This window comes from Geothrix sp. SG200 (genome assembly GCF_022808935.1).
GTDB classification, from domain to species: domain Bacteria; phylum Acidobacteriota; class Holophagae; order Holophagales; family Holophagaceae; genus Geothrix; species Geothrix alkalitolerans.
Genome location: NZ_JAKZFR010000001.1, coordinates 1,019,190 through 1,037,576 on the forward strand (window position 1 = coordinate 1,019,190; position 18,387 = coordinate 1,037,576).

19 protein-coding genes are annotated in these 18,387 nt (G+C 68.1%); 15 read left to right on the forward strand and 4 right to left on the reverse strand.

The annotated features are described in order from the left end of the window. The first annotated feature begins 1 nt into the window (after position 1). Positions 2 to 343, forward strand: coding sequence for an ArsC/Spx/MgsR family protein (locus ML539_RS04515; RefSeq protein WP_243321058.1), 342 nt, complete (start codon positions 2 to 4; stop codon positions 341 to 343). A 10-nt stretch (positions 344 to 353) separates the two neighbouring features. Next, the gene (locus ML539_RS04520; RefSeq protein WP_243321060.1) at positions 354 to 1,130 is read left to right on the forward strand and encodes an exodeoxyribonuclease III; all 777 of its coding nucleotides are present in this window, start codon (positions 354 to 356) and stop codon (positions 1,128 to 1,130) included. A gap of 60 nt (positions 1,131 to 1,190) precedes the next feature. Here the strand turns inward: ML539_RS04520 and ML539_RS04525 are convergent, their stop codons facing one another. Beyond that, the gene (locus ML539_RS04525) at positions 1,191 to 2,213 is read right to left on the reverse strand and encodes a carboxypeptidase-like regulatory domain-containing protein (RefSeq protein WP_243321063.1); all 1,023 of its coding nucleotides are present in this window, start codon (positions 2,211 to 2,213) and stop codon (positions 1,191 to 1,193) included. A 185-nt stretch (positions 2,214 to 2,398) separates the two neighbouring features. Between ML539_RS04525 and ML539_RS04530 the strand changes: the two genes are divergently transcribed. The 6 genes from ML539_RS04530 (at position 2,399) to ML539_RS04555 (ending at position 8,730) form a co-directional block, all read left to right on the forward strand. Beyond that, the gene (locus ML539_RS04530; protein WP_243321065.1) at positions 2,399 to 2,686 is read left to right on the forward strand and encodes a DUF1844 domain-containing protein; all 288 of its coding nucleotides are present in this window, start codon (positions 2,399 to 2,401) and stop codon (positions 2,684 to 2,686) included. A 17-nt stretch (positions 2,687 to 2,703) separates the two neighbouring features. Beyond that, a complete protein-coding gene (locus ML539_RS04535; RefSeq protein WP_243321068.1) occupies positions 2,704 to 4,569 on the forward strand; it encodes a tetratricopeptide repeat protein in 1,866 nt (621 codons plus the stop codon). Position 4,570: 1 nt separating this feature from the next. Further along, positions 4,571 to 5,731 (forward strand): DUF4388 domain-containing protein, encoded by a 1,161-nt coding sequence (locus ML539_RS04540; protein ID WP_243321070.1) that lies wholly within the window; start codon positions 4,571 to 4,573, stop codon positions 5,729 to 5,731. Positions 5,732 to 5,740: 9 nt separating this feature from the next. Continuing rightward, positions 5,741 to 6,328 (forward strand): thymidine kinase, encoded by a 588-nt coding sequence (locus ML539_RS04545; RefSeq protein ID WP_243286098.1) that lies wholly within the window; start codon positions 5,741 to 5,743, stop codon positions 6,326 to 6,328. Positions 6,329 to 6,508: 180 nt separating this feature from the next. Then, positions 6,509 to 7,699, forward strand: a complete 1,191-nt coding sequence (locus ML539_RS04550) for an acyl-CoA dehydrogenase family protein (protein WP_243321072.1) — start codon at positions 6,509 to 6,511, stop codon at positions 7,697 to 7,699. 62 nt (positions 7,700 to 7,761) lie between these two features. Continuing rightward, the gene (locus ML539_RS04555) at positions 7,762 to 8,730 is read left to right on the forward strand and encodes a patatin-like phospholipase family protein (RefSeq protein WP_243321074.1); all 969 of its coding nucleotides are present in this window, start codon (positions 7,762 to 7,764) and stop codon (positions 8,728 to 8,730) included. A gap of 1 nt (position 8,731) precedes the next feature. Here the strand turns inward: ML539_RS04555 and ML539_RS04560 are convergent, their stop codons facing one another. Further along, entirely contained in the window at positions 8,732 to 9,160 is a 429-nt protein-coding gene (locus tag ML539_RS04560; RefSeq protein WP_243321076.1) for a universal stress protein, read from the reverse strand. Between the two features lie 115 nt (positions 9,161 to 9,275). Between ML539_RS04560 and ML539_RS04565 the strand changes: the two genes are divergently transcribed. Then, positions 9,276 to 9,974 (forward strand): pirin family protein, encoded by a 699-nt coding sequence (locus ML539_RS04565; protein WP_243321078.1) that lies wholly within the window; start codon positions 9,276 to 9,278, stop codon positions 9,972 to 9,974. 9 nt (positions 9,975 to 9,983) lie between these two features. Next, positions 9,984 to 10,850, forward strand: a complete 867-nt coding sequence (locus tag ML539_RS04570) for a pirin family protein (RefSeq protein WP_243321080.1) — start codon at positions 9,984 to 9,986, stop codon at positions 10,848 to 10,850. On the opposite strand, the gene ML539_RS04575 is transcribed toward ML539_RS04570, so the two are convergent. Then, a complete protein-coding gene (locus ML539_RS04575; protein WP_243321082.1) occupies positions 10,851 to 12,212 on the reverse strand; it encodes a replication-associated recombination protein A in 1,362 nt (453 codons plus the stop codon). A gap of 94 nt (positions 12,213 to 12,306) precedes the next feature. Between ML539_RS04575 and ML539_RS04580 the strand changes: the two genes are divergently transcribed. From ML539_RS04580 to ML539_RS04600, 5 genes are all read left to right on the forward strand, one after another. After that, positions 12,307 to 12,822, forward strand: coding sequence for a hypothetical protein (locus ML539_RS04580; RefSeq protein WP_243321084.1), 516 nt, complete (start codon positions 12,307 to 12,309; stop codon positions 12,820 to 12,822). Between the two features lie 9 nt (positions 12,823 to 12,831). Then, complete coding sequence (locus tag ML539_RS04585) at positions 12,832 to 14,013, forward strand: alanyl-tRNA editing protein (RefSeq protein ID WP_243321086.1); 1,182 nt, start codon at positions 12,832 to 12,834, stop codon at positions 14,011 to 14,013. Positions 14,014 to 14,017: 4 nt separating this feature from the next. Beyond that, positions 14,018 to 14,845: an alpha/beta fold hydrolase gene (locus ML539_RS04590; RefSeq protein ID WP_243321088.1), complete on the forward strand. Its 828-nt coding sequence runs from the start codon at positions 14,018 to 14,020 to the stop codon at positions 14,843 to 14,845. 5 nt (positions 14,846 to 14,850) lie between these two features. Beyond that, a complete protein-coding gene (locus tag ML539_RS04595; RefSeq protein WP_243321090.1) occupies positions 14,851 to 16,011 on the forward strand; it encodes an aminotransferase class V-fold PLP-dependent enzyme in 1,161 nt (386 codons plus the stop codon). A 108-nt stretch (positions 16,012 to 16,119) separates the two neighbouring features. Next, positions 16,120 to 17,379 carry a hypothetical protein gene (locus ML539_RS04600; protein WP_243321092.1) on the forward strand — a complete coding sequence of 420 codons (1,260 nt, stop codon included), beginning with the start codon at positions 16,120 to 16,122 and terminating at the stop codon, positions 17,377 to 17,379. A 15-nt stretch (positions 17,380 to 17,394) separates the two neighbouring features. Here ML539_RS04600 and ML539_RS04605 read toward each other — a convergent pair whose 3' ends face one another. Further along, a complete protein-coding gene (locus ML539_RS04605; protein WP_243321094.1) occupies positions 17,395 to 18,369 on the reverse strand; it encodes an alpha/beta fold hydrolase in 975 nt (324 codons plus the stop codon). Positions 18,370 to 18,387: the final 18 nt, after the last annotated feature.

Consider the following 18,387-nt stretch of genomic DNA (forward strand, 5'->3'; position numbering starts at 1 on the left):
TTTGAAGCCGGTCCTCTGGATGAAGTCGAGCTGCACCACCTGCCGGAACGCCAGGGCGAAGCTGGCGGAGCTGGGCATCGAGGTGGAGATCCGGGACTATTTCAGGAAGCCCCTGGCGGCCGCGGAACTGGAAGGCCTGCTGCCCGCGGACCCCGCGCCCATGCTCGGCACGAAGAGCCCGAAGTACAAGGAACTCGGATTGAAGGACCGGCAGCTGTCCAAGGCCGAGGCCATCGCCCTCATGGTCCAGGACAACAACCTGCTCAAGCGGCCCATCCTGGTGCATCCCAAGGGCACAGTCATTGGTTTCGATCCGGAAGCCTATGCCAGACTGGTCCCCTGAGGGAGGATCCATGCGCTTCTACAGCTGGAACGTGAACGGCTTCCGGTCGGTCCTGAAGAAGGGCTTCATGGACTGGCTGGAGGAGACGGAACCGGATGTCCTCTCCCTCCAGGAGATCCGCTGCGAGTGGGAAGAGGCGGACCTGGGCGTGCGCCGCCAGATCGAGAGCGCCTACGACGTCTGCTGGTTCCCTGCCACCAGCAAGAAGGGCTATGCGGGCTCGGCGACCTTTTCAAAGAAGGAGCTGGGATTCACCCACGCCAAGGGCCTGGGCATCGACGGCTACGACGCCGAGGGCCGCATGATCGTCTCGCGGAAGGACCAGCTCGTCTTCATCGGCGGCTACTTCCCCAACGCCTCCCAAGGTCTGGTGCGCCTTCCCTTCAAGCGCCAGTTCGCCCGTGACCTCGCCGCCATCGTGGCGAAGCACCACCAGGCTGGAGACCAGATCATCCTCACCGGCGACATGAACGTGGCCCCGGAGGAGATCGACCTCGCCCGCCCGAAGGACAACGTGAAGAACCCGGGCTTCACCCCCGAGGAGCGGGAGGACTTCAAGCTCTATCTGGGCGCGGGTCTGGCGGACGTCCTGCGGGAGCGGAATCCCGAGGTGCCGGGTCTCTATACCTGGTGGACCGCCCGGGGCGGTGCGCGGGAGCGGAATGTGGGATGGAGGATTGACCTCTTCCTCGCGAGCCGCACGCTGCTCGACCGCGTGAAGGACGCCCGCATCCACGCCGACGTGATGGGTTCTGACCACTGCCCCATCAGTCTCGAGCTGCTCTGATTTCGGCTCGACGGCAAAAAGAGGGGCCCCGACCGGGGCCCCTCTTTTTGCCGCGGATGACTACTTGATCTTCTTCAGCGAGGGGTCCTTCAGCATCTCCCGGGCCGTGGCGGCGTTCTTGCCGGTGGGCGCGAGTTCGAGGTACTTCTCCAGGTTGTGCTTGGTTCCCCGCAGGTTGTTCTCGCCGAATTCGACCATGGCCAGCAGGTAGTGGGCTTCGGCGTACTTGGGGTCCACTTCAAGGGCCTTCAGCAAGTGGGCCTTCGCCTCCTTGGTCTTGCCGGCGTTGAAGGCCTCGACGCCCTTGTTGTAGATCACGTCTGGGTTGGGCCCCTGGATGGCTTCCAGCATGGCCGTGTACTTCTGCTCGGCAGCCTTGTCGGACTTGGCCTTGCTGGTCTCGATGAGGCCGGCGATCACACGCTCGTCTTTCGGGTTCCGCTCCAGGGCCTTCAGGAGGTAAGGCTCGGCCGCTTCTTTCTTCTCGCCCGCCTGGGCCATGCAGATGCCCAGCACGCGCTCGATCTTCAGGAGCTCGGGCGCCAGCTCGGTCTTGGCCGCCTCGTCCTTCAGCTGGGCCATGGCATCGGTGAGGGTCTTGTAGGCCTTGTCCACATGGGGGAGGGCTTCGGCGTAGTTGCCTTCGTTGTAGAGGGGGATGGCGGCGTTGAACGCATCCCGGCCCTCGGCGTCCAGGGCGGCTCCGGGATCCTCGGGAACGGCCTGGGTGCCGCCTGCAGCGGGGGCCATCGTGCGGGCTTCGGTCGGCGTGTACAAGGTGACGTCCTTGACCAGCACATCGGCCAGGGGAATGCGGATCATCTCCTTGTGCTCGACATAGCCTTCAGCCTTGACGGTGAGCTCGAACTCCTTCGGGTCCAGGCCCACCTGGAGGAAGCTGCCCTTCTTGTCGGACGTCAGTTCCTTGGTCCAGGCACGGTCGAGGCGCTTCAGGATGATCTTGGCTCCGGCGATGGGCTTGCCGTCCTTGGCCGTCACTTTGCCGCTGATGCGACCGGTGGTCTCGGCGTACAGGGACAGGCAGGCGGCCGGAATGAGGAGCGCTGAGATGAGGCGTCGCATGGGGTTTCCTCCAAACCCATCCATCGTTCCACAGGGCTGCTCCGGTGCCGAGTGCTTTTCGTCAAAAAAGCGCTTCCCCGGTCTCCCCTGCCGCCCATCCCGGGGTATTTCGCGTCAGGTGCGGGAAAAGCAGGGCTGTGGTAGGCTTCCCGGCAGACAAGTCCTGAGAGTGTTTGAGGTAGCACATGAATCCTGCGGTGCCGGAAGCGTCCTTGACCGCCCTGATGCATCTCCTGGCGGAGCAGGCACTTCTGGCCCTTGGTGTGCCCCATCCGATGATGAAGGAGATCCCTCCCGCGAACCCGGCGGTGGCCCGCTTCTACGTGGACCTGCTCGGTGTGCTCAAGGACAAGACCGAAGCTTCCCGGAACGATGCGGAAACGCGCCAGCTCGAGGACCTCCTGTACGGACTGCGCATGCGACTGATGGACCTGAAGCCGGCGGCAGGCGTCCCCGAGGATCCCAAGTCATGAACCTCGAAAGGAAGACCATGGGACTCACCCGAATCTTCCGCGCGCTGGTTCTCGCGGCTTGCGCAGGGATTGGCGTCCTGCAGGCCGCCCCTGCGCCCTCGACCACCGGTCAGGCTGTGGCGCCTGCGGCGACGGCCACCGAATCGGCCATCGCCCTCAGCCATCGCGCGAACCATCTGTTCGAGGCCCTGTCGAAGGGGGATCCCGAAGCAGTGAGGGCCGCCCAGCTTGAAGTCGAGATGCTTCGCCGCACCTATTCCACGATGGATGTCACTCCGCTGGTGGAAGCCGCGGCCTTCTGGGCCCGCCAGAAAGGCCTGGCCGGTCGGCCCGAGCTCGGGCTGGAGGCGCTCCAGGCCGTGGAGCGGTGGGCGCCAGACCACCCGACCCTGCTCGGGACCAGGATCGCGCTGATGCGCCAGCAGGGGCCTCGGGGCTGGCTCTGGAGCTTCCCGGATCTCCTCCGCCTCACCCGTCAGCGCCTCGAGCAGCCTGCCCACCGCTGGCTCTGGCTGCTGCAGCACCTGGGGATCCTCCGGCTGAGCGCCACGCTGCTGCTATGGGGCTGGGCCCTCACCATGGGATTGCGCTATCGCCACGTGCTCCGGCACATCTGGGAGGAACCGCTCCAGCGCAAAGGGATCGATCCGACCCTGGCCGCCCTGATCGGGGCGATCATCCTTGCGGGGCCGGTGCTCCTGGGCCTGGATCCACTGGTGGCCGCCCTGGTCTGGCTCTTCCTGCTGGCCCCCTTCCTGCTGCCCATCGAGGTGAAGGTCACCGTCTTCATCATGCTGTTCCAGATGGTCCATCCCGTCCTCGCCGTCATGGAACCTCTCGCGGCCCGCGATCCGGCGCCCAGCATCGAGACCCTTCAGCTGCAGCCTCATGTACAGCCCATCCCGGCGGAGGCCTTGAGGCTGCTGCCCCCCACCGATCAGGCATTCCTCACTGGGTGGGAACAGCTCCAGAACCAGCAATGGAAGGAAGCCGAAGGGACCTTCCACGACCTGGTGGGCCGCCATCCTGACCAGGCGGAAGTGTTGAACAACCTCGGCGTCGCCCGGTACCAGCTGGGGGATACCGCAGGCGCCGAGAAGACCTTCCAGGAGGCGCTGCGCGCTGGAACCCGGATGGAGATCCTCCTGAACCAGAGCGTCCTCGCCTTCAACCGGCTCGATACCACGCTGGGAGCCTCCAAGCAGGACGAGGCCAAGGCGGCGGATCCCGAGGCCTATGCAAGTCTCATCGCCCTGAATGACGCACGGAAGGATGTGCGCGCCTACCCCATCCCCATGCCCGACACGGCCGCCCGGTCCGAGGCGCTCGCGGAAGCCGCCGGGACTCACAGCAAGGCGGGCCGGTTGCCCCTCTCCGAGCCGGCCTTCCTGGCGGCCTTCCTGCTGCCTCTCCTGGGCATCTCCGCCTTCCTCCTGCGGGTCCGGAGGAGCGTCCGCCTGGCCCATCCGGGGCAGTGCATCCGTTGCGGGGAGCCCTACCACACCACGGACAGCCCCGATCCCGAAGTCTGCTCGAAGTGCCACCACCTCTTCGTCCTGCGGGACGGTCTCCACACGGAGAGCCGGCGCAAGAAGCTCGATGAGGTGGCGGAGCACCAGCGGAACACGCGGTGGATCCACAAGACCCTGATCGTCCTGCTGCCGGGTTGCGATCTGGCCTTCCTGGGGGAGACGCGGGAGGCCCTGATGGAGTTCATCCCCCTGTGCCTCGCCGCGGGCATGGTCCTCGCTACCGGACGCTCGGTGAGGTACCCGGGAGAGGCCATCCCCGATCCCACCTCCACGTGGATGGCCCTCGGAGCGGTCCTGGTCGCCGTGTTCTACCTCCGCTCCTGGCTGAAACTGTTCCTGAGGAGGGCCTGAAATGGCGCTGGAAGGATCCCTCCGGGACTTCGACCTCTTCTCCCTGTTCAACATGATCAAGATCCAGGGGAAGAACGGCACCCTGGTGCTGTCCCAGGGGCAGGAGTTCGTCAAAGTCTTCTTCGAGAACGGCGAGATCGTCGGCTGCGACTCGAACCAGGTCCGCATGGAGGACCGCCTGGGCACCATGCTCGTTCGCCTGGGGCGGCTCACCGGCGAGGAGCTCCTGGGCATGGTCCAGGTCCAGCGGCAGACCCTCAAGCGCATGGGGACTCTGCTCCTCGAGAGCGGCAAGGTCACCCCCACGGATCTCCAGGACGCGCTCTTCAACCAGGCCACCGCCATCCTCCACCGCACCTTCCGCTGGGTGGAGGGGGACTACCGCTTCGATTCCTTCCTGCCGACGGACCTGGATCGGGAGCACTTCGTACCGATCCCCGTGGACACGGTGCTGATGGAGGCCGCCCGCATCCAGGACGAGTGGCCCGAGGTGGAGCGCCGCCTGCCGGGGCTCGACACGCCTCTCGGGAAATCGCCCAGGGCCCAGGCCCTCCACCTCGACATCGACCGCGAAGTCTCGTCGGTGCTGGATGGGAAGGGGCAGGTGCACGGATCCTCGGGGCTCACCCATGAGCAGGAGATGGTCCTCTCCTATTTCGACCATCCCCAGAGCGCCCGGGAGATCACGCAGATCAGCCGCTACGAGGAGCTGGATACCTGCAAGGCCATCGCGGATCTCCTGGAGGCGGGCCTGCTGGAGACCAAATCGGGAGACACCGCGGTCAAGGTGATCCGACCCTGGGTTGAAGGCCACCCCGACCTGGCGCCCGAGACCTGGGAGCCCAGCCCGCTCTTGTGGCCCCTGGTCGTGCTGGGATTCGCCGTTCCGCTGGCGATGTACGTGCCCAACCAGCGCGGCTCCGTGAACCTGGGGCTGGCCAGCCTCCAGCCGGTGGATGTCCGGGTCGTTCCGGAAGGGGCCACGCGCCTCCGGCATGAATGGGCGCTCCGCATGGCCGCTCCCAAGGGCGGCGGATCGGCGCTGGCGAAGCTGCTGGGGAGCTCCGTGGACGGGAAGAATCCCGTTCCCGACCTGACCAGCCTCCCTGACCCCATGGCCCCGGCCAAGGCTCCCGACCCCGCCCCGCGGGACAAGCGATAAGGATTTCCGATGTTCGTGCACCAGCGCCAGGGCTGCCTGGAGGTGATCTGCGGCCCCATGTTCTCGGGCAAGTCCGAGGAGCTGATCCGGCGCATCAAGCGGGCCATCATCGCCCGGCAGAAGGTCCAGGTCTTCAAGCCGGCCCTGGATGACCGCTACGACGTCTCCGCCATCGCCAGCCACAGCCAGCGCAAGCACGACGCCATCCCGGTGAAGGACAGCGTGGAGCTGGCGCGTCATTTGGATCCGGAAGCCGAGGTGGTGGCCCTGGACGAGGTGCAGTTCATGGACGAGGGCCTCATCCCCATCATTGAGGATCTGGCCGACCGGGGCGTGCGCGTCATCGCCGGCGGCCTCGACCAGGACTCCAACGGCGAGCCCTTCGGCATCATGCCCATCCTTCTGGCCAAGGCCGAGTACGTCACCAAGCTCCAGGCCATCTGCATGGTGTGCGGGGCCCTGGCCGGCCGCACCCAGCGCATGGTGCAGACCGGCGGCCAGGTGCTGGTGGGCGCCGCCGAGGCCTACGAGGCCCGCTGCCGCCACTGCCACGAGACGCCCCACGCCACCGGCCCGCGGATGCTCGAAGGGGAGTGACTCTCCTGGGAATATTGACACTCCGTCAAAGCGATTCCTGCCGCGACAGGAAGCTGGGGCGTGGGGGCGGCTGCTCTGCTGTCTGGGGTTCTGGGGGGCGCTAGACTGGCCCCGACGCGCTGCCGCAGCGTCGTTTTCCCACTCCCCGCCCGAGGCTTCAGGGCAATCCAGGAGGTTTCCATGGCCGGCGCCTACGCCACGTTCACCCACATCACCGACTACATGGGCTTCGAGGGCCTGCTCACCGAGGAAGAACGGATGATCCGCGAGACCGCGCGGAAGTTCGTCAACGCCGAGGTGCTGCCCATCATCGAGAAGCATGCCCAGGATCAGACCTTCCCCAAGCACCTCATCCCCAAGATGGGCGAGCTGGGCTTCTTCGGCCCTGCGCTGCCCGAGGAGTACGGCTGCATGGGCGTCTCCAACGTGGCCTACGGCATCCTCATGTACGAACTGGAGCGGGGCGATTCCGGCCTGCGCTCCTTCGCCTCCGTCCAGGGCAGCCTCGTCATGTGGCCCATCTACGCCTATGGCAGCGAGGAGCAGAAGCGGTACTGGCTGCCCAAGCTGGCCACGGGCGAGAAGATCGGCTGCTTCGGCCTCACCGAGCCCGACTTCGGCTCCAACCCCGGCGGCATGCTCACGAAGGCCGTCCGTGAGCCCGGCGGCAAGTGGCGCATCAATGGCACGAAGATGTGGATCACCAACGGCACTGTGGCCGACGTGGCCGTGGTGTGGGCCCAGACCGAAGACGGCATCCGCGGCTTCCTGGTAGAGAAGGGCACGCCCGGCTTCAGCGCCCCCGAGATGAAGGGCAAGTGGAGCCTGCGCGCCTCCACCACCTCCGAGCTGGTGCTGGAGGACGTCATCGTGGACGAGGCCAAGTCGCTGCTCCCCAACGTGAAGGGCCTCAAGGGCCCCCTGGGTTGCCTGACCCAGGCCCGCTACGGCATTGCCTGGGGCGCGCTCGGTGCCGCGGACGCCTGCTACCAGTGCGCCTTGGACTATGCGAAGACCCGCATCCAGTTCGACAAGCCCATCGCCAGCTTCCAGCTCCAGCAGGAGAAGCTGGCCTGGATGGTCACCGAGCTGACCAAGGGCCAGCTGCTCGTGCACCAGCTGGGCCGCCTGAAGGACGCCAAGACGTTCACGCCTGCCCAGGTCTCCATGGCCAAGATGAACAACGTGAACGTCGCCCTCGAGATCTGCCGCAAAGCCCGCACCATCCTCGGCGCCAACGGCATCCTCGACGAGTATCCGGTCATGCGCCACATGGCCAATCTCGAAAGCGTCTACACCTACGAGGGCACGCACGATATGCACACCCTCGTCATCGGCCAGGAAGTGACTGGGATTCCCGCTTACCGCTGATCGCGGTTTCCGGCGCAGAAAAACGGGCCGCGCGGCCCGTTTTTCTGCGCATAAAATGCCGGATGCCCAAACCCTTCCGCATCCTCTCCATCGACGGCGGTGGTATCCGCGGCCTCATTCCCGCGCTGGTGCTGGCGGAGCTGGAGCGGCGGACTCGGCGGTCCATCTCCGATTGTTTCGACCTCATCGCCGGCACCAGCACAGGGGGCATCTTGGCCCTGGGGCTCGCGGTGCCGGGTCAGGGCGGGCGTCCCCGCTACTCGGCCCAGGACCTGGGCGGCCTCTACCTGAAGGAGGGGGCCCGGATCTTCGACGAGAGCCTCTGGCGGCGCCTTACGAATCCCATGGGCCTGCGGGCGGCGAAGTACCCGTCGGACGGCCTCGAGGGCGTCCTGGCGCAGTACTTCGGCGAGGCCCGCCTCAAGGACGCTCTGGTGGAGGTGTTGGTGACGGCCTACGACCTCGAGAAGCGGGACGCCTTCTTCTACCGCCGCCGGCGGGCCCGTGCGAACGCCCGTTACGACGTGCCCATGCGCGTGGCGGCCCGCGGCACCAGCGCTGCGCCCACCTACTTCGAGCCCCTGCTGGTGTCCTGGCCTGGGGATCGCGACGTGCTGGTGGACGGTGGCGTCTTCGCGAACAACCCGGCCATGTGCGCCTACGCGGAGGCCCGGCAGGGACTGGGCGGGAGCGCCGAGGATATCCTGCTGGTGTCCCTGGGCACGGGCATCCACGCCACGCCCTACCGCTACGAGGAGGCGAAGGGCTGGGGCGTGGCGGGCTGGGCCCGGCCCATCCTGGATGTCATCTTCGATGGCGTGGCGGACACCGTGGACTACCAGCTGCGCCAGCTCCTTCCTGCCGGTGCGGACGGCAGGCCGCGCTACCTCCGCTTCCAGACGGACCTCGATGCAGGTCTCAGCGAGATGGATGACGCCAGCCCCGAGCATCTCGAAGGCCTGCGACGCGCGGCGGAGGCCATTCTCCGCCGCCAGGCCCCGGCCTTCGAGGCGCTGGTGGCGTCGCTCTGAGCTACCGCGCCTTCTCGGTGCGCACCACCAGCACGTCGCAGGGCGCGAGCCTCACCACCCGGGCCGCGGTGCTGCCGAACAGCAGCCGCTCCAGGGTGGAATGGCCCACCTGGGCCACCACCAGCAGGGTCGTCGGGTCCGCCGCGGACACCAGCTCCTCCGCGGGCCCGCCCCACTTCACGATGACCTCGGTGCCGCCGAACGGCTTGACCCAGGATTCAAGCTGCTCCCGGGCATGGTCTTCCATGTTCTTCAGCCAGGCGGGGTCGGGAAGGGCGATCTGGGCTTCGGGCAGCATGGGGGCGGGAGGCTGGAGCACGTGCATGGCTACCAGGGGCACGCCGCAACGGGATGCCCAGTTCCCGGCACGCTCCAGCGCCTGCTTCGAGGCTTCGGAGAAGTCCACACCCACCAGCACCCGCGTGATCACGGCGGCCTCCGTCGGATGCCCCAAAGATACGTCCAGGTCATCCATCGGTGCCGTTTTTTTTCAGGAGGGGGTTGAAATACGAGTTTAAACACGTAAAATGGATCCAGGAGGCGCCATGATCACGCTGCGACCTGCTGGAGCCAGGGGCCACTTCGATTTCGGATGGCTCGACACCCGCCACACCTTCTCCTTCGGGGAATACTTCGATCCCGAGCACACCCAGTTCCACGCCCTGCGCGTGCTGAACGAAGACCGCGTCCAGCCCGGCAAGGGGTTCGGCACCCATGGCCACCGGGACATGGAGATCCTCACCTGGGTGCTCTCAGGCGCCCTGGAGCACCGCGACAGCCTGGGGACGCATGGCGTCATCCGGCCGGGCGAAGCCCAGGTCATGAGTGCCGGCACCGGCATCCGCCACAGCGAGTTCAACGCTTCGGCCACAGACCCGGTGCACTTCCTCCAGATCTGGATCGTACCCGAGCGCCAAGGCCTTGCCCCCCGCTACGACCAGGTGGCCTTCCCCGGCCCTGAGCTGGAAAACCGCCTCCGGCTCATCGCCAGCCCGGACGGGGCGGAGGGGTCCGTGAAGCTATTCCAGGATGTGAAGGTCTTCGCGGCGCGTCTCAATCCCGGCCGCGAAGTCCAGGCCACGGTGCCAGCCGGGCGCGCCGGCTTCCTCCATGTGGCCAAGGGAACCGTGACGCTCAACGGCGCGGCCATGAACGCCGGAGACGCGGCGCGCATCGAAGGGGAACCCTCCCTCACCGTGGCGGCCGGATCGCCCGCTGAAGTCCTGTTCTTCGATCTCGCCTGAGGTTCCGCCATGACCATCAAACCTGTCGCCACCCTCGTGTCCGGCCTCCCCACGGAGGACGGCAATCGTGTTCCCTTGACCCGTCTGGTGCCCGGTCAGGGACACCGGGGGGCCGACGCCTTCCGCGCCATGGATCCCTTCCTGCTCATGGATCACTTCGGTCCCATGGTGCTGCCGCCGGGCACGGATGCGGGCTTCCCGCCCCACCCCCACAAAGGCTTCCAGACCCTCACCTACCTCATCCAGGGGGCCTTCCGGCACCGGGACAGCACGGGCGGATCCGGTCTGCTGCGGCCCGGTGGCGCCCAGCTCATGAATGCGGGCTCGGGCATCGTCCACGAGGAGATGCCGGTGCCCGAACACCTCGAGACCGGCGGCCCCATCGAAGGTGTGCAGCTCTGGATCAACCTGCCCAAGGCGGCCAAGGGATCCGCGCCCGGCTACACGGACCTCCAGCCGGAGGCCATGCCCTGGCAGGCCCTGCCCGGCGGTCGGCTTCGCGTGCTGGCGGGCACCTGGGCCGGCGTGACGGGTCCCGCGCAGACTCCGGCGCGGATTGCCTATGCCCACCTGGAGCTGGAAGCCGGCGCCCGCTTCCAGCAGGCGATCCCGGAGGGCTGGATCGCCGCCGTAGTGCCCCTGCACGGCACCGTCCGGGTGGAGGGCACCGAGGTTCCCGCGGATACCGTGGCCCTGCTGGGCGAAGGAGACACTCTGGCGCTGGAAACGGCGACACCCGCGAGCCTCATGCTGTTGGCGGGGGAACCCATCCGGGAACCCATCGCCCACTACGGTCCCTTCGTGATGAACACCCGGGATGAGATCGAGGAGGCCATCCGGGACTACCAGGAAGGGCGCATGGGACACCTCGACTGATCAGATCGGCTTCGCTTCCAGCTTCCGGCCCAGGGTGAACTTGCCCTGGGCCAATTTCTGGATGGCCCGCGCCAGGGCCTCGCGGCTGCAGGCCAACTCAACACTCCAGGCATCCAGGGGCAGCTCGCCGCCTTCGGGATGCAGCTCCAGCCAGGCCTCCCAGAGGGCCGCGAGGGCTGCCGCATCCGGCTCCTGGCGGTCCCGCCAGCTGCGTTCCTGGGGGCGCTTCGGTTCGTAAAACGATTGGTCTCGCAGCTTGTCGGGCAGGAAGACCTGCTCCCGGTCGTAGTCATCGTGGGAGTAGTGGTAGCCCGCGCCCCGGCCGGCCTTCCGGGCGGTGGCGGTGTGGGCGTCGCGAATGGCCTCGGGGATGGGCGCGTCGTCGGCGGCCAGGGCCGTGTCGATGGCCAGCACCGTGGCGTTGCTCTTGGGGGCGTTGGCCACGTAGATCACCGCCTGGGCCAGGGGGATGCGGGCCTCGGGCCAGCCGATCTGCTCCACGGCGCGGCTGGCGGCCTCGCAGAGGATGAAGGCCTGGGGATCGGCGTTGCCCACGTCCTCGGCGGCGCAGACCATGAGGCGCCGGGCGATGAAGCGGGGATCCTCGCCGCCCCGGATCATCCGGCTCAGGTAGTAGAGGGCCGCGTCGGCATCGGAACCCCGCAGGCTCTTCTGGAAGGCGCTGGCCAGGTCGTAGTGGCCGTCGGCGCGGTCGAACATCATGCGGCCACCCAGGGCCCCCTGGAGGGATTCCAGGTCGGGATCCGGCATCTCCATCCAGGTTTCCAGTCCGGAGAGCGCCGAGCGCAGGTCGCCGCCGGCCCAGTGGGAGAGCCACTCGAAGACCTCGGCGGGCTCCGGTTTGCCAGGCTCTTCCTTGGCCCAGGCCCGCTTGAGCACCTGCTGGATGTGGGCCGGTTCCAAGGCCTTGAGGGCGATGAGCTGGCAGCGGCTGCGGAGCGCCGGGTTCAGGTAGAAGGCCGGGTTCTCCGTGGTGGCGCCGATGAGGATGGCCTCGCCCCGCTCCAGGAAGGGCAGGAGGATGTCCTGCTGGGCCCGGTTGAAGCGGTGAATCTCGTCCAGGAACACCACCGGTGGCACCGTGCGGAACAGGGGCATCTCGCGGCTGTCCTGGAGGAACTTCTTCAGCTCCGCGGCGCTGCCGCTCACGCCTGAGAACTCCATGAAGCCATGCCCCGTGGCCTCCGCCAGGATGCGGGCCAGGGTGGTCTTGCCCGTGCCCGGCGGCCCCCACATCACCATGGAGGGCAGCCGGCCCCCGGCTGTGAGCCGCCGCAGGGCGCCCTTGGGGCCCAGCAGGTGGGCCTGGCCCACCACCTCGTCCAGTGTCGAAGGTCGCATGCGTTCGGGGAGCGGGGTGGTGTGGCTCACAGTCCTTCCAGCCTAGCGCGTCCTGTCTGCGCGTAGGATGGGACCATCCCCGGAGAGTCTGGTCATGAGGATCACTTCCAAGACTGTTTTTCTCGGGCTGCCTGTCTTCGAATTCGCGGTGGCGGAGGTCGGTGCGAGTCCTCACTTGAAGGGGCCGGCCTGCGCCTGGGTCGCCATCGGGGATCTCGCTCTCAGCCCCTTCCTGGCCATCGGTGGCTTGGCCTTCGGCACGGTCTCATTCGGTGGGCTCGCCCTGGGCGGCCTGGCCATCGGTGGTTGCGCCATCGGTGGACTCGCACTGGGCGGTTGCTCGATCGGAGTGTGGGCCATGGGCGGGCTTGCGCTCGGTCTTCAGGCGGCGAAGGGAGGCCTGGCCGCTTCACCTGGCTATGCCCTGGGCGGGGCAGCTTTCGGACCCCAGGCCAACACGCGGGAAGCGGCCGCCTGGTTCGCCAGAGCCCCCTTCTGGATGGTACCGCCCGGGCGGATCTTCCTTCTGTTTCTGCCACTGGCGCTGCTGCCGGTCCTGGTCCGGCCACGCGCGGTGAAGGGAAAAGACCGGGGGATCACTCCGAGGTAGGCTGGTCCCATGGATACGATCCCCGCCTACGAACGCGATCCCTACGCCGCCACCCTGGAGACCCGCGTGCTCCGAACGGGGGCGGAGCAGGGCCGTCCCTTCGCGATCCTGGAGGACACCATCCTGTATCCGGAGGGGGGTGGTCAGCCCGCGGACCGGGGAACGCTGGGCGGCGTGACGGTCCTGGACGTCCAGAAGCGGGAGGGCGAAATCCGCCACTTCCTGGCTTCGCCTTTGGCGGAAGGACCCGCCTTGATGGAACTCGACTGGACCCGCCGTTTCGACCACATGCAGCAGCACACAGGCCAGCACCTGCTCACGGCTGTTGCCCAGGACCGCTTTGGCTGGGGCACCACGGCCTTCCACCTGGGGGCAGCGGTCTGCGACATCGAGGTGACAGCGGCCTCCATGTCGCTGCGCGACCTGGAGGTATTGGAAGAAGCTGTGGCCGCGGAGATCCGGGCCTGCCGCGGGATCTCGGCGCGGCGGGTGAGTCCGGAGACCTACAAGCTGGAAGCTGTGCGCTCCCGGGGCCTGCCGGAGGGGCACACGGGGGACATCCGCCTGGTGCAGATCGCCGGGGTGGACCTGAACACTTGCGGCGGCACGCACCTGCGCCACACGGGCGAGATCGAGGTCCTCAAGCTGCTGGGCACCGAACCCATCCGGGGAGGTACGCGCCTCTTCTATGTGGCCGGAAGGCGCGCCAGACTGCGCCTGGACGCGCATGAAAAGCGCAATGCGGCCCTGCGGGCTCTGCTGGGCGCGCCGGACGAGGACCTGGCACCCGCCCTCCAGACCAAGCTGGACCAGCTCCAAGCCGCCGAGCGCCGTGTGCGCAGGCTCGAGGATGACCTGGCCGAGGTCCAGGCCACGGCTCTGGCCACCCGGCCGGAGGCGCTGGTGGAGGCCCACCTCGAAGGGCGCGACATGGCCTTCCTCCAGAAGCTGGCGAAGCAGGCGGTCTCGGCGGCCCCGACGAAGGCTGTGTTCCTCACCTCGGAAACCGGCGGGCAGGGCCTCTTCCTGCTGAGCGCGGGCGAGGCGTGCGCGCTGGACGTGCCTGCCCTCGGGAAGGCCGTGGCGGCGCTCCTGGGCGCCAAGGGGGGCGGCTCGGGGAAGACCTTCCAGGGCAAGGCGCCGGGTCTGGCGGCACGGGCCGAGGCGCTGGCCCGGCTGCGCGAGGGCTGATCCCATGCGGGCGGCGGGCCTCCTCAAACTGCTGGCCTGGGGCGTCGGGCTCTATGCGGGGCTCTGCCTCCTGGCCTTCCTGGCCCAGCGTCGGATGATGTACTTCCCGGATCGCGAGCCTGAGCCGGAGGCCGTCCCGCGGGCCCTGGAGGCGCGCCTGGTGCCCTGGCGTGACGGAAAGGGTGCCGTGCTCGGCTGGCGACGGGCCGCGAGGTCGGGCGGGCCCCGGATCCTCGTCCTGCACGGCAATGCGGGCGATGCTCTGGGTCGCGAGGACTACCTTCCCATGCTCGAGGCCGCGGGTTTCGAGGGGGTGCTGCTGGAGTATCCGGGCTACGGTCCCCGGGAGGGCGAGCGGTCGGAGGCCTCCCTGGTGGCCGATGCCCGGGCGGCGGTGCGGCAGCTGAAGGTGGAATCCGGCGCGCCGGTGATCCTGCTGGGGGAGAGCCTCGGGTCCGGTGTGGCGGCGCAGGTGGCCGCCGCCGAGCCCAAGCTGGTGGCGGGGCTCCTCCTGGCCGCGCCCTTCGCCCGAATGACCGAGGTGGCCGCCCGTCACTATCCGTACCTGCCCATGAAGCTGATCCTGCGGGATCGCTGGGACAGCCTGGGGGCCATCCGCGGCTACCGCGGACCCGTGGCCGTGGTGATCGCCGGGCAGGACGAGGTGGTGGGTGCGGAACAGGGGCGGCGCCTGGCCCAGGGATGCCCGGGGCCCGTCCGGATCTGGGAGGTCCCCCGGGCCACCCACAACGGCCTGCCCCTGACCCCGGGCCGGCCGCCCTGGTCCCTGGCCCTGGCCTTTCTCCACGAGCGCGCTGGGATGAAACAATAGGGCCCATGGACCTGATCTACCTCGATCACAACGCCACCACCGCCCTCGACCCCGAGGCCTTCGAGGCCATGCGGCCCTGGTTCACAGAGCGCTTTGGCAATGCCAGCGCGGCCTATGCCCTCGGACACCTGTCGGATGGCGCCGTGGTGGCCGCTCGGGATCAGACGGCAGCCTTGGTGGGCTGCTCGCCTGCGGAGATCGTCTTCACCAGCGGCGGCACGGAGAGCCTGAACCACGCGTTCCGTGGCGTGTGGGAGGCCTTCCCGACGAAGCGCCACCTGGTGGCGACCGCCGTGGAGCACCCCGCCGTGCGGGCCCTGGTGGCCTGGTGGAGGGTCCAGGGCGGCGAAGCCACGGACGTGGGCGTGGATGGGGAGGGCCGACTCGACCTGGCCGCCCTGGAAGCCGCCGTGCGCCCGGATACGGCCCTGGTGGCCGTCATGGCCGCCAACAACGAATCCGGCGTGCTGTTTCCGGTGGCCGAAGCGGGTAAGGTCGCGAAGGCGAAGGGCGCCCTCTTCCTGGTGGACGCCACCCAGGCCATGGGCAAGGTCCCGGTGGATGCCACAGCCTGGGGCGCGGATCTCCTGTGCCTCAGCGGCCACAAGTTCCATGGGCCCAAGGGCACCGGCCTGCTCATGATCCGCCGGGGCGTGCGGCTGAAGCCGCTCATGTTGGGCGGCTCCCAGGAGCGGGGCCGCCGCGGGGGCACGGAGAACGTTCCCGGCATCGTGGGTCTGGGCAGGGCCGCGGAACGGGCCCTGGCGCGACTGCCGGAAATGGACCGGGTGCGCGGCCTGCGGGATGCCCTGGAGGCCCGTATCCTCGCGGAGATCCCGGAGGTTCGCATCCACGGCGCGGGCACGGACCGCCTGCCCAACACGAGCTTGGTGGGTTTCGCGGGTCTTGAGGGCGAAGCGCTGCAGTTGAAGCTGGCGGAACACGGCATCTGCGTGTCCACCGGCAGCGCCTGCAGCACGGGCATGCGGGAGCCCAGCCATGTGCTGCGTGCCATGCGAGTGCCCGATGCCCACGCGCGAGGCACCGTGCGCTTCAGCCTGGGGCTGGGCACCACTGACCCGCAGATCCGGGCGGTGGCTGGTCTGCTTCCAGGCCTTGTGGAGGCCTTGCGGCAGGGAGGGTATGGGATTGGAATGCATCGATAAATGCCAAGTAGGCTCATCGTGACATAGGCCTCTGTTGACATGGTCGTCGGTGCGTGGTGAGGTGGCCTGAGCCCATCAGCCCCTATCCGACCAGCATGGAAGCGCACCATGTCCCTGGACCTCCTCAAGCGCCTGACTCGGGGATTCCGTTCCGCTCCGGAAGCCTCGTCCGCCAGCACATGGTCGAGGCCAGCTCACCTTGACCGCGGGGATCTGGGCGAGGCCCGGTTGGCCGTGGATCACCGGGCTCAGGGGATCGCCCTCTGGGAGAATCACGGGACCTTGTGGACCCTGCCCGTGGGGGCCGTCTCGGCGCCGGCGCTCAGGCGCACTCCCTTCGGCGCGGGAACCACGCCGCGCCTGGCGATCAATCATGAAGGCCGGGGGCTGGCCGTCTGGCTGGCCGACCTCGGAGAGGAACGGCAGATCCTCGGGAAGACCCTCGGATCCAGTGAGAACCAGGAGCATGTGGTGTTCCGGACGCCTGGCTGGGTCCGCAAGCTCCAGGTCGCCGTGGACCGCAGGGGCAACGCGCTGGTGGTCTGGCTTCACGAGAAGGTGGGAAGGATCGAAGTGATGGTCCAGTCCTTCGACACGAGGGGTGAGGCCTGGGAGAAAGGGCCCACGATTCTCGGACTGGCCTCGGATCCCGCGGCCTCGCCACAGCTCGCGGTCAATCACCGCGAGCACGCCATGGTGGTCTGGGAGGCCCGGGACAGCCTCTTCGACGGACTGCTGGCCAGTCATCACTGGCCCAAGGATCGGATCTGGTCCGACCGTCCGATGCCCGTGGTGACGCACGCCTCCCGCCACCACCAAGTGGCCATGGACGATCATGGGAATGCCGTGGCGCTCTGGGTTCACGCGCCCTACGGCCAGCGGAGCATTCTGGAAGCCAGCTTCTTCGATGTCGTGGCGGGAGAGTGGCGGGAGCCCACCACGTTGGCGAAGGCCCAGGAGATATCGCTGCCACGTCTGGTCATGAACGGGTCCGGGGAGGCCCTGGCCGCCTGGTGCCAGCGCGAGAGCGGGGAAGGCTCGCACTTGCTGGCCAGGGCCTTCCAGAATGGTGGTTGGGAGTCAGGCGCGGCATGTCTCGACCGCAGCCGAGGCCGGAGCCATGACTATGCCATCGGCCTGGACAGCGACGGGCGGGCAGGTGCCCTGGTGGTGCAGCATGGGAAGGACGGGGACCAGGTCGTGCTCCTCACTCGCCTGGGGGCCTGGTCCAAGCCGAAGGTGATGGCCGAATGCCGGGAAGGAGCCTGCTCCTCACCCAGGATCGCGGTCTCCCCCCAAGGGATGTCCCTCCTCTGGATGCAGGGTACGGGATCCGAGAAGGCGCTGGTGGCGGTGGGCTCCCACTGATGCAGAGGGAGGCCTTCAGGCTTGCAGCAATTCCTTGGCGTAGTGCTCCACCGCGTAGGGCAGCCAGCGGTGGCCAGGAAGATCACGGCTGAGGTAGCCCATGTGGCCGCCATGCGTCTCCAGGTGGAGATGGACGGCAGGCGAGGGGTTGGCCCCGGCCGCGTGTTCCCAGGGGATGAAGGGATCATCCTTGGCCATGAGGACCACCGTCGGCACGGTGATCTTGGACAGGTGGTGTCGCGCGGAACACCTGGCGTAGTAGTCGTCGGCGTCCTCGAAGCCCGCGGCCTTCGTGGTGTAGGCATCGTCGAACTCGCGCAGGCTCATGAAGGGGCCGGTCCGGTAGATGTCCGGGATGAGTCCGTCCTCCACCCGCTGGCGGATGGCCTTGCGGCAGCGCTTGATGAAACGCAGCTCATAGAGGCGGCTGAGCCCCGTGTGGATCGCCAGGGAGCAGGCGCCCAGATCGACCGGTGGGTTCACGGCGATCGCACAATCGGGTCGGGCCACTGGTCTGGGCAGGCCGTCGCCCAGGTTCAGCAGGAGGGCGTTCGCGGAGAGGGAGTAGCCGATGGCCAGCTGGCGGAGATCCGGATGCCGCTCCCGGGCGGCGGTGAAGGCTGCGCCCAGGTCGTCGCCGGAACCGCTGTGGTAGGGATGCTTCGCCAGGCCCCGGCCCTCGCCGCAGCCGCGGTGGTTCACGGCCCAGACATGGTGGCCCAGCTTGCGCGCGAGGGCGACCGTGCGGCGCACGTAGTGGGCCTGGTCATCGCCTCCCAGGCCATGGAAGACCATCACCAGCGCGTCTGTCTCGCCAGGGTAGTGGCGGCCGGTGAGCTGATCGCCATCGGGCAGCAGGATGCGGAAGGGCTCGGATGGATGGCGGGAGGGCTCTCCGGGCAGGTAGTTGCCGAGGATGGTCTGCAGGTGGCCTGATGGAGCCCACCAGGGGGGCCGGCAGGGCAGGGGCGGCGGGGCGAGCTTGCGCATCCGCCTAGTGTGCCCGAG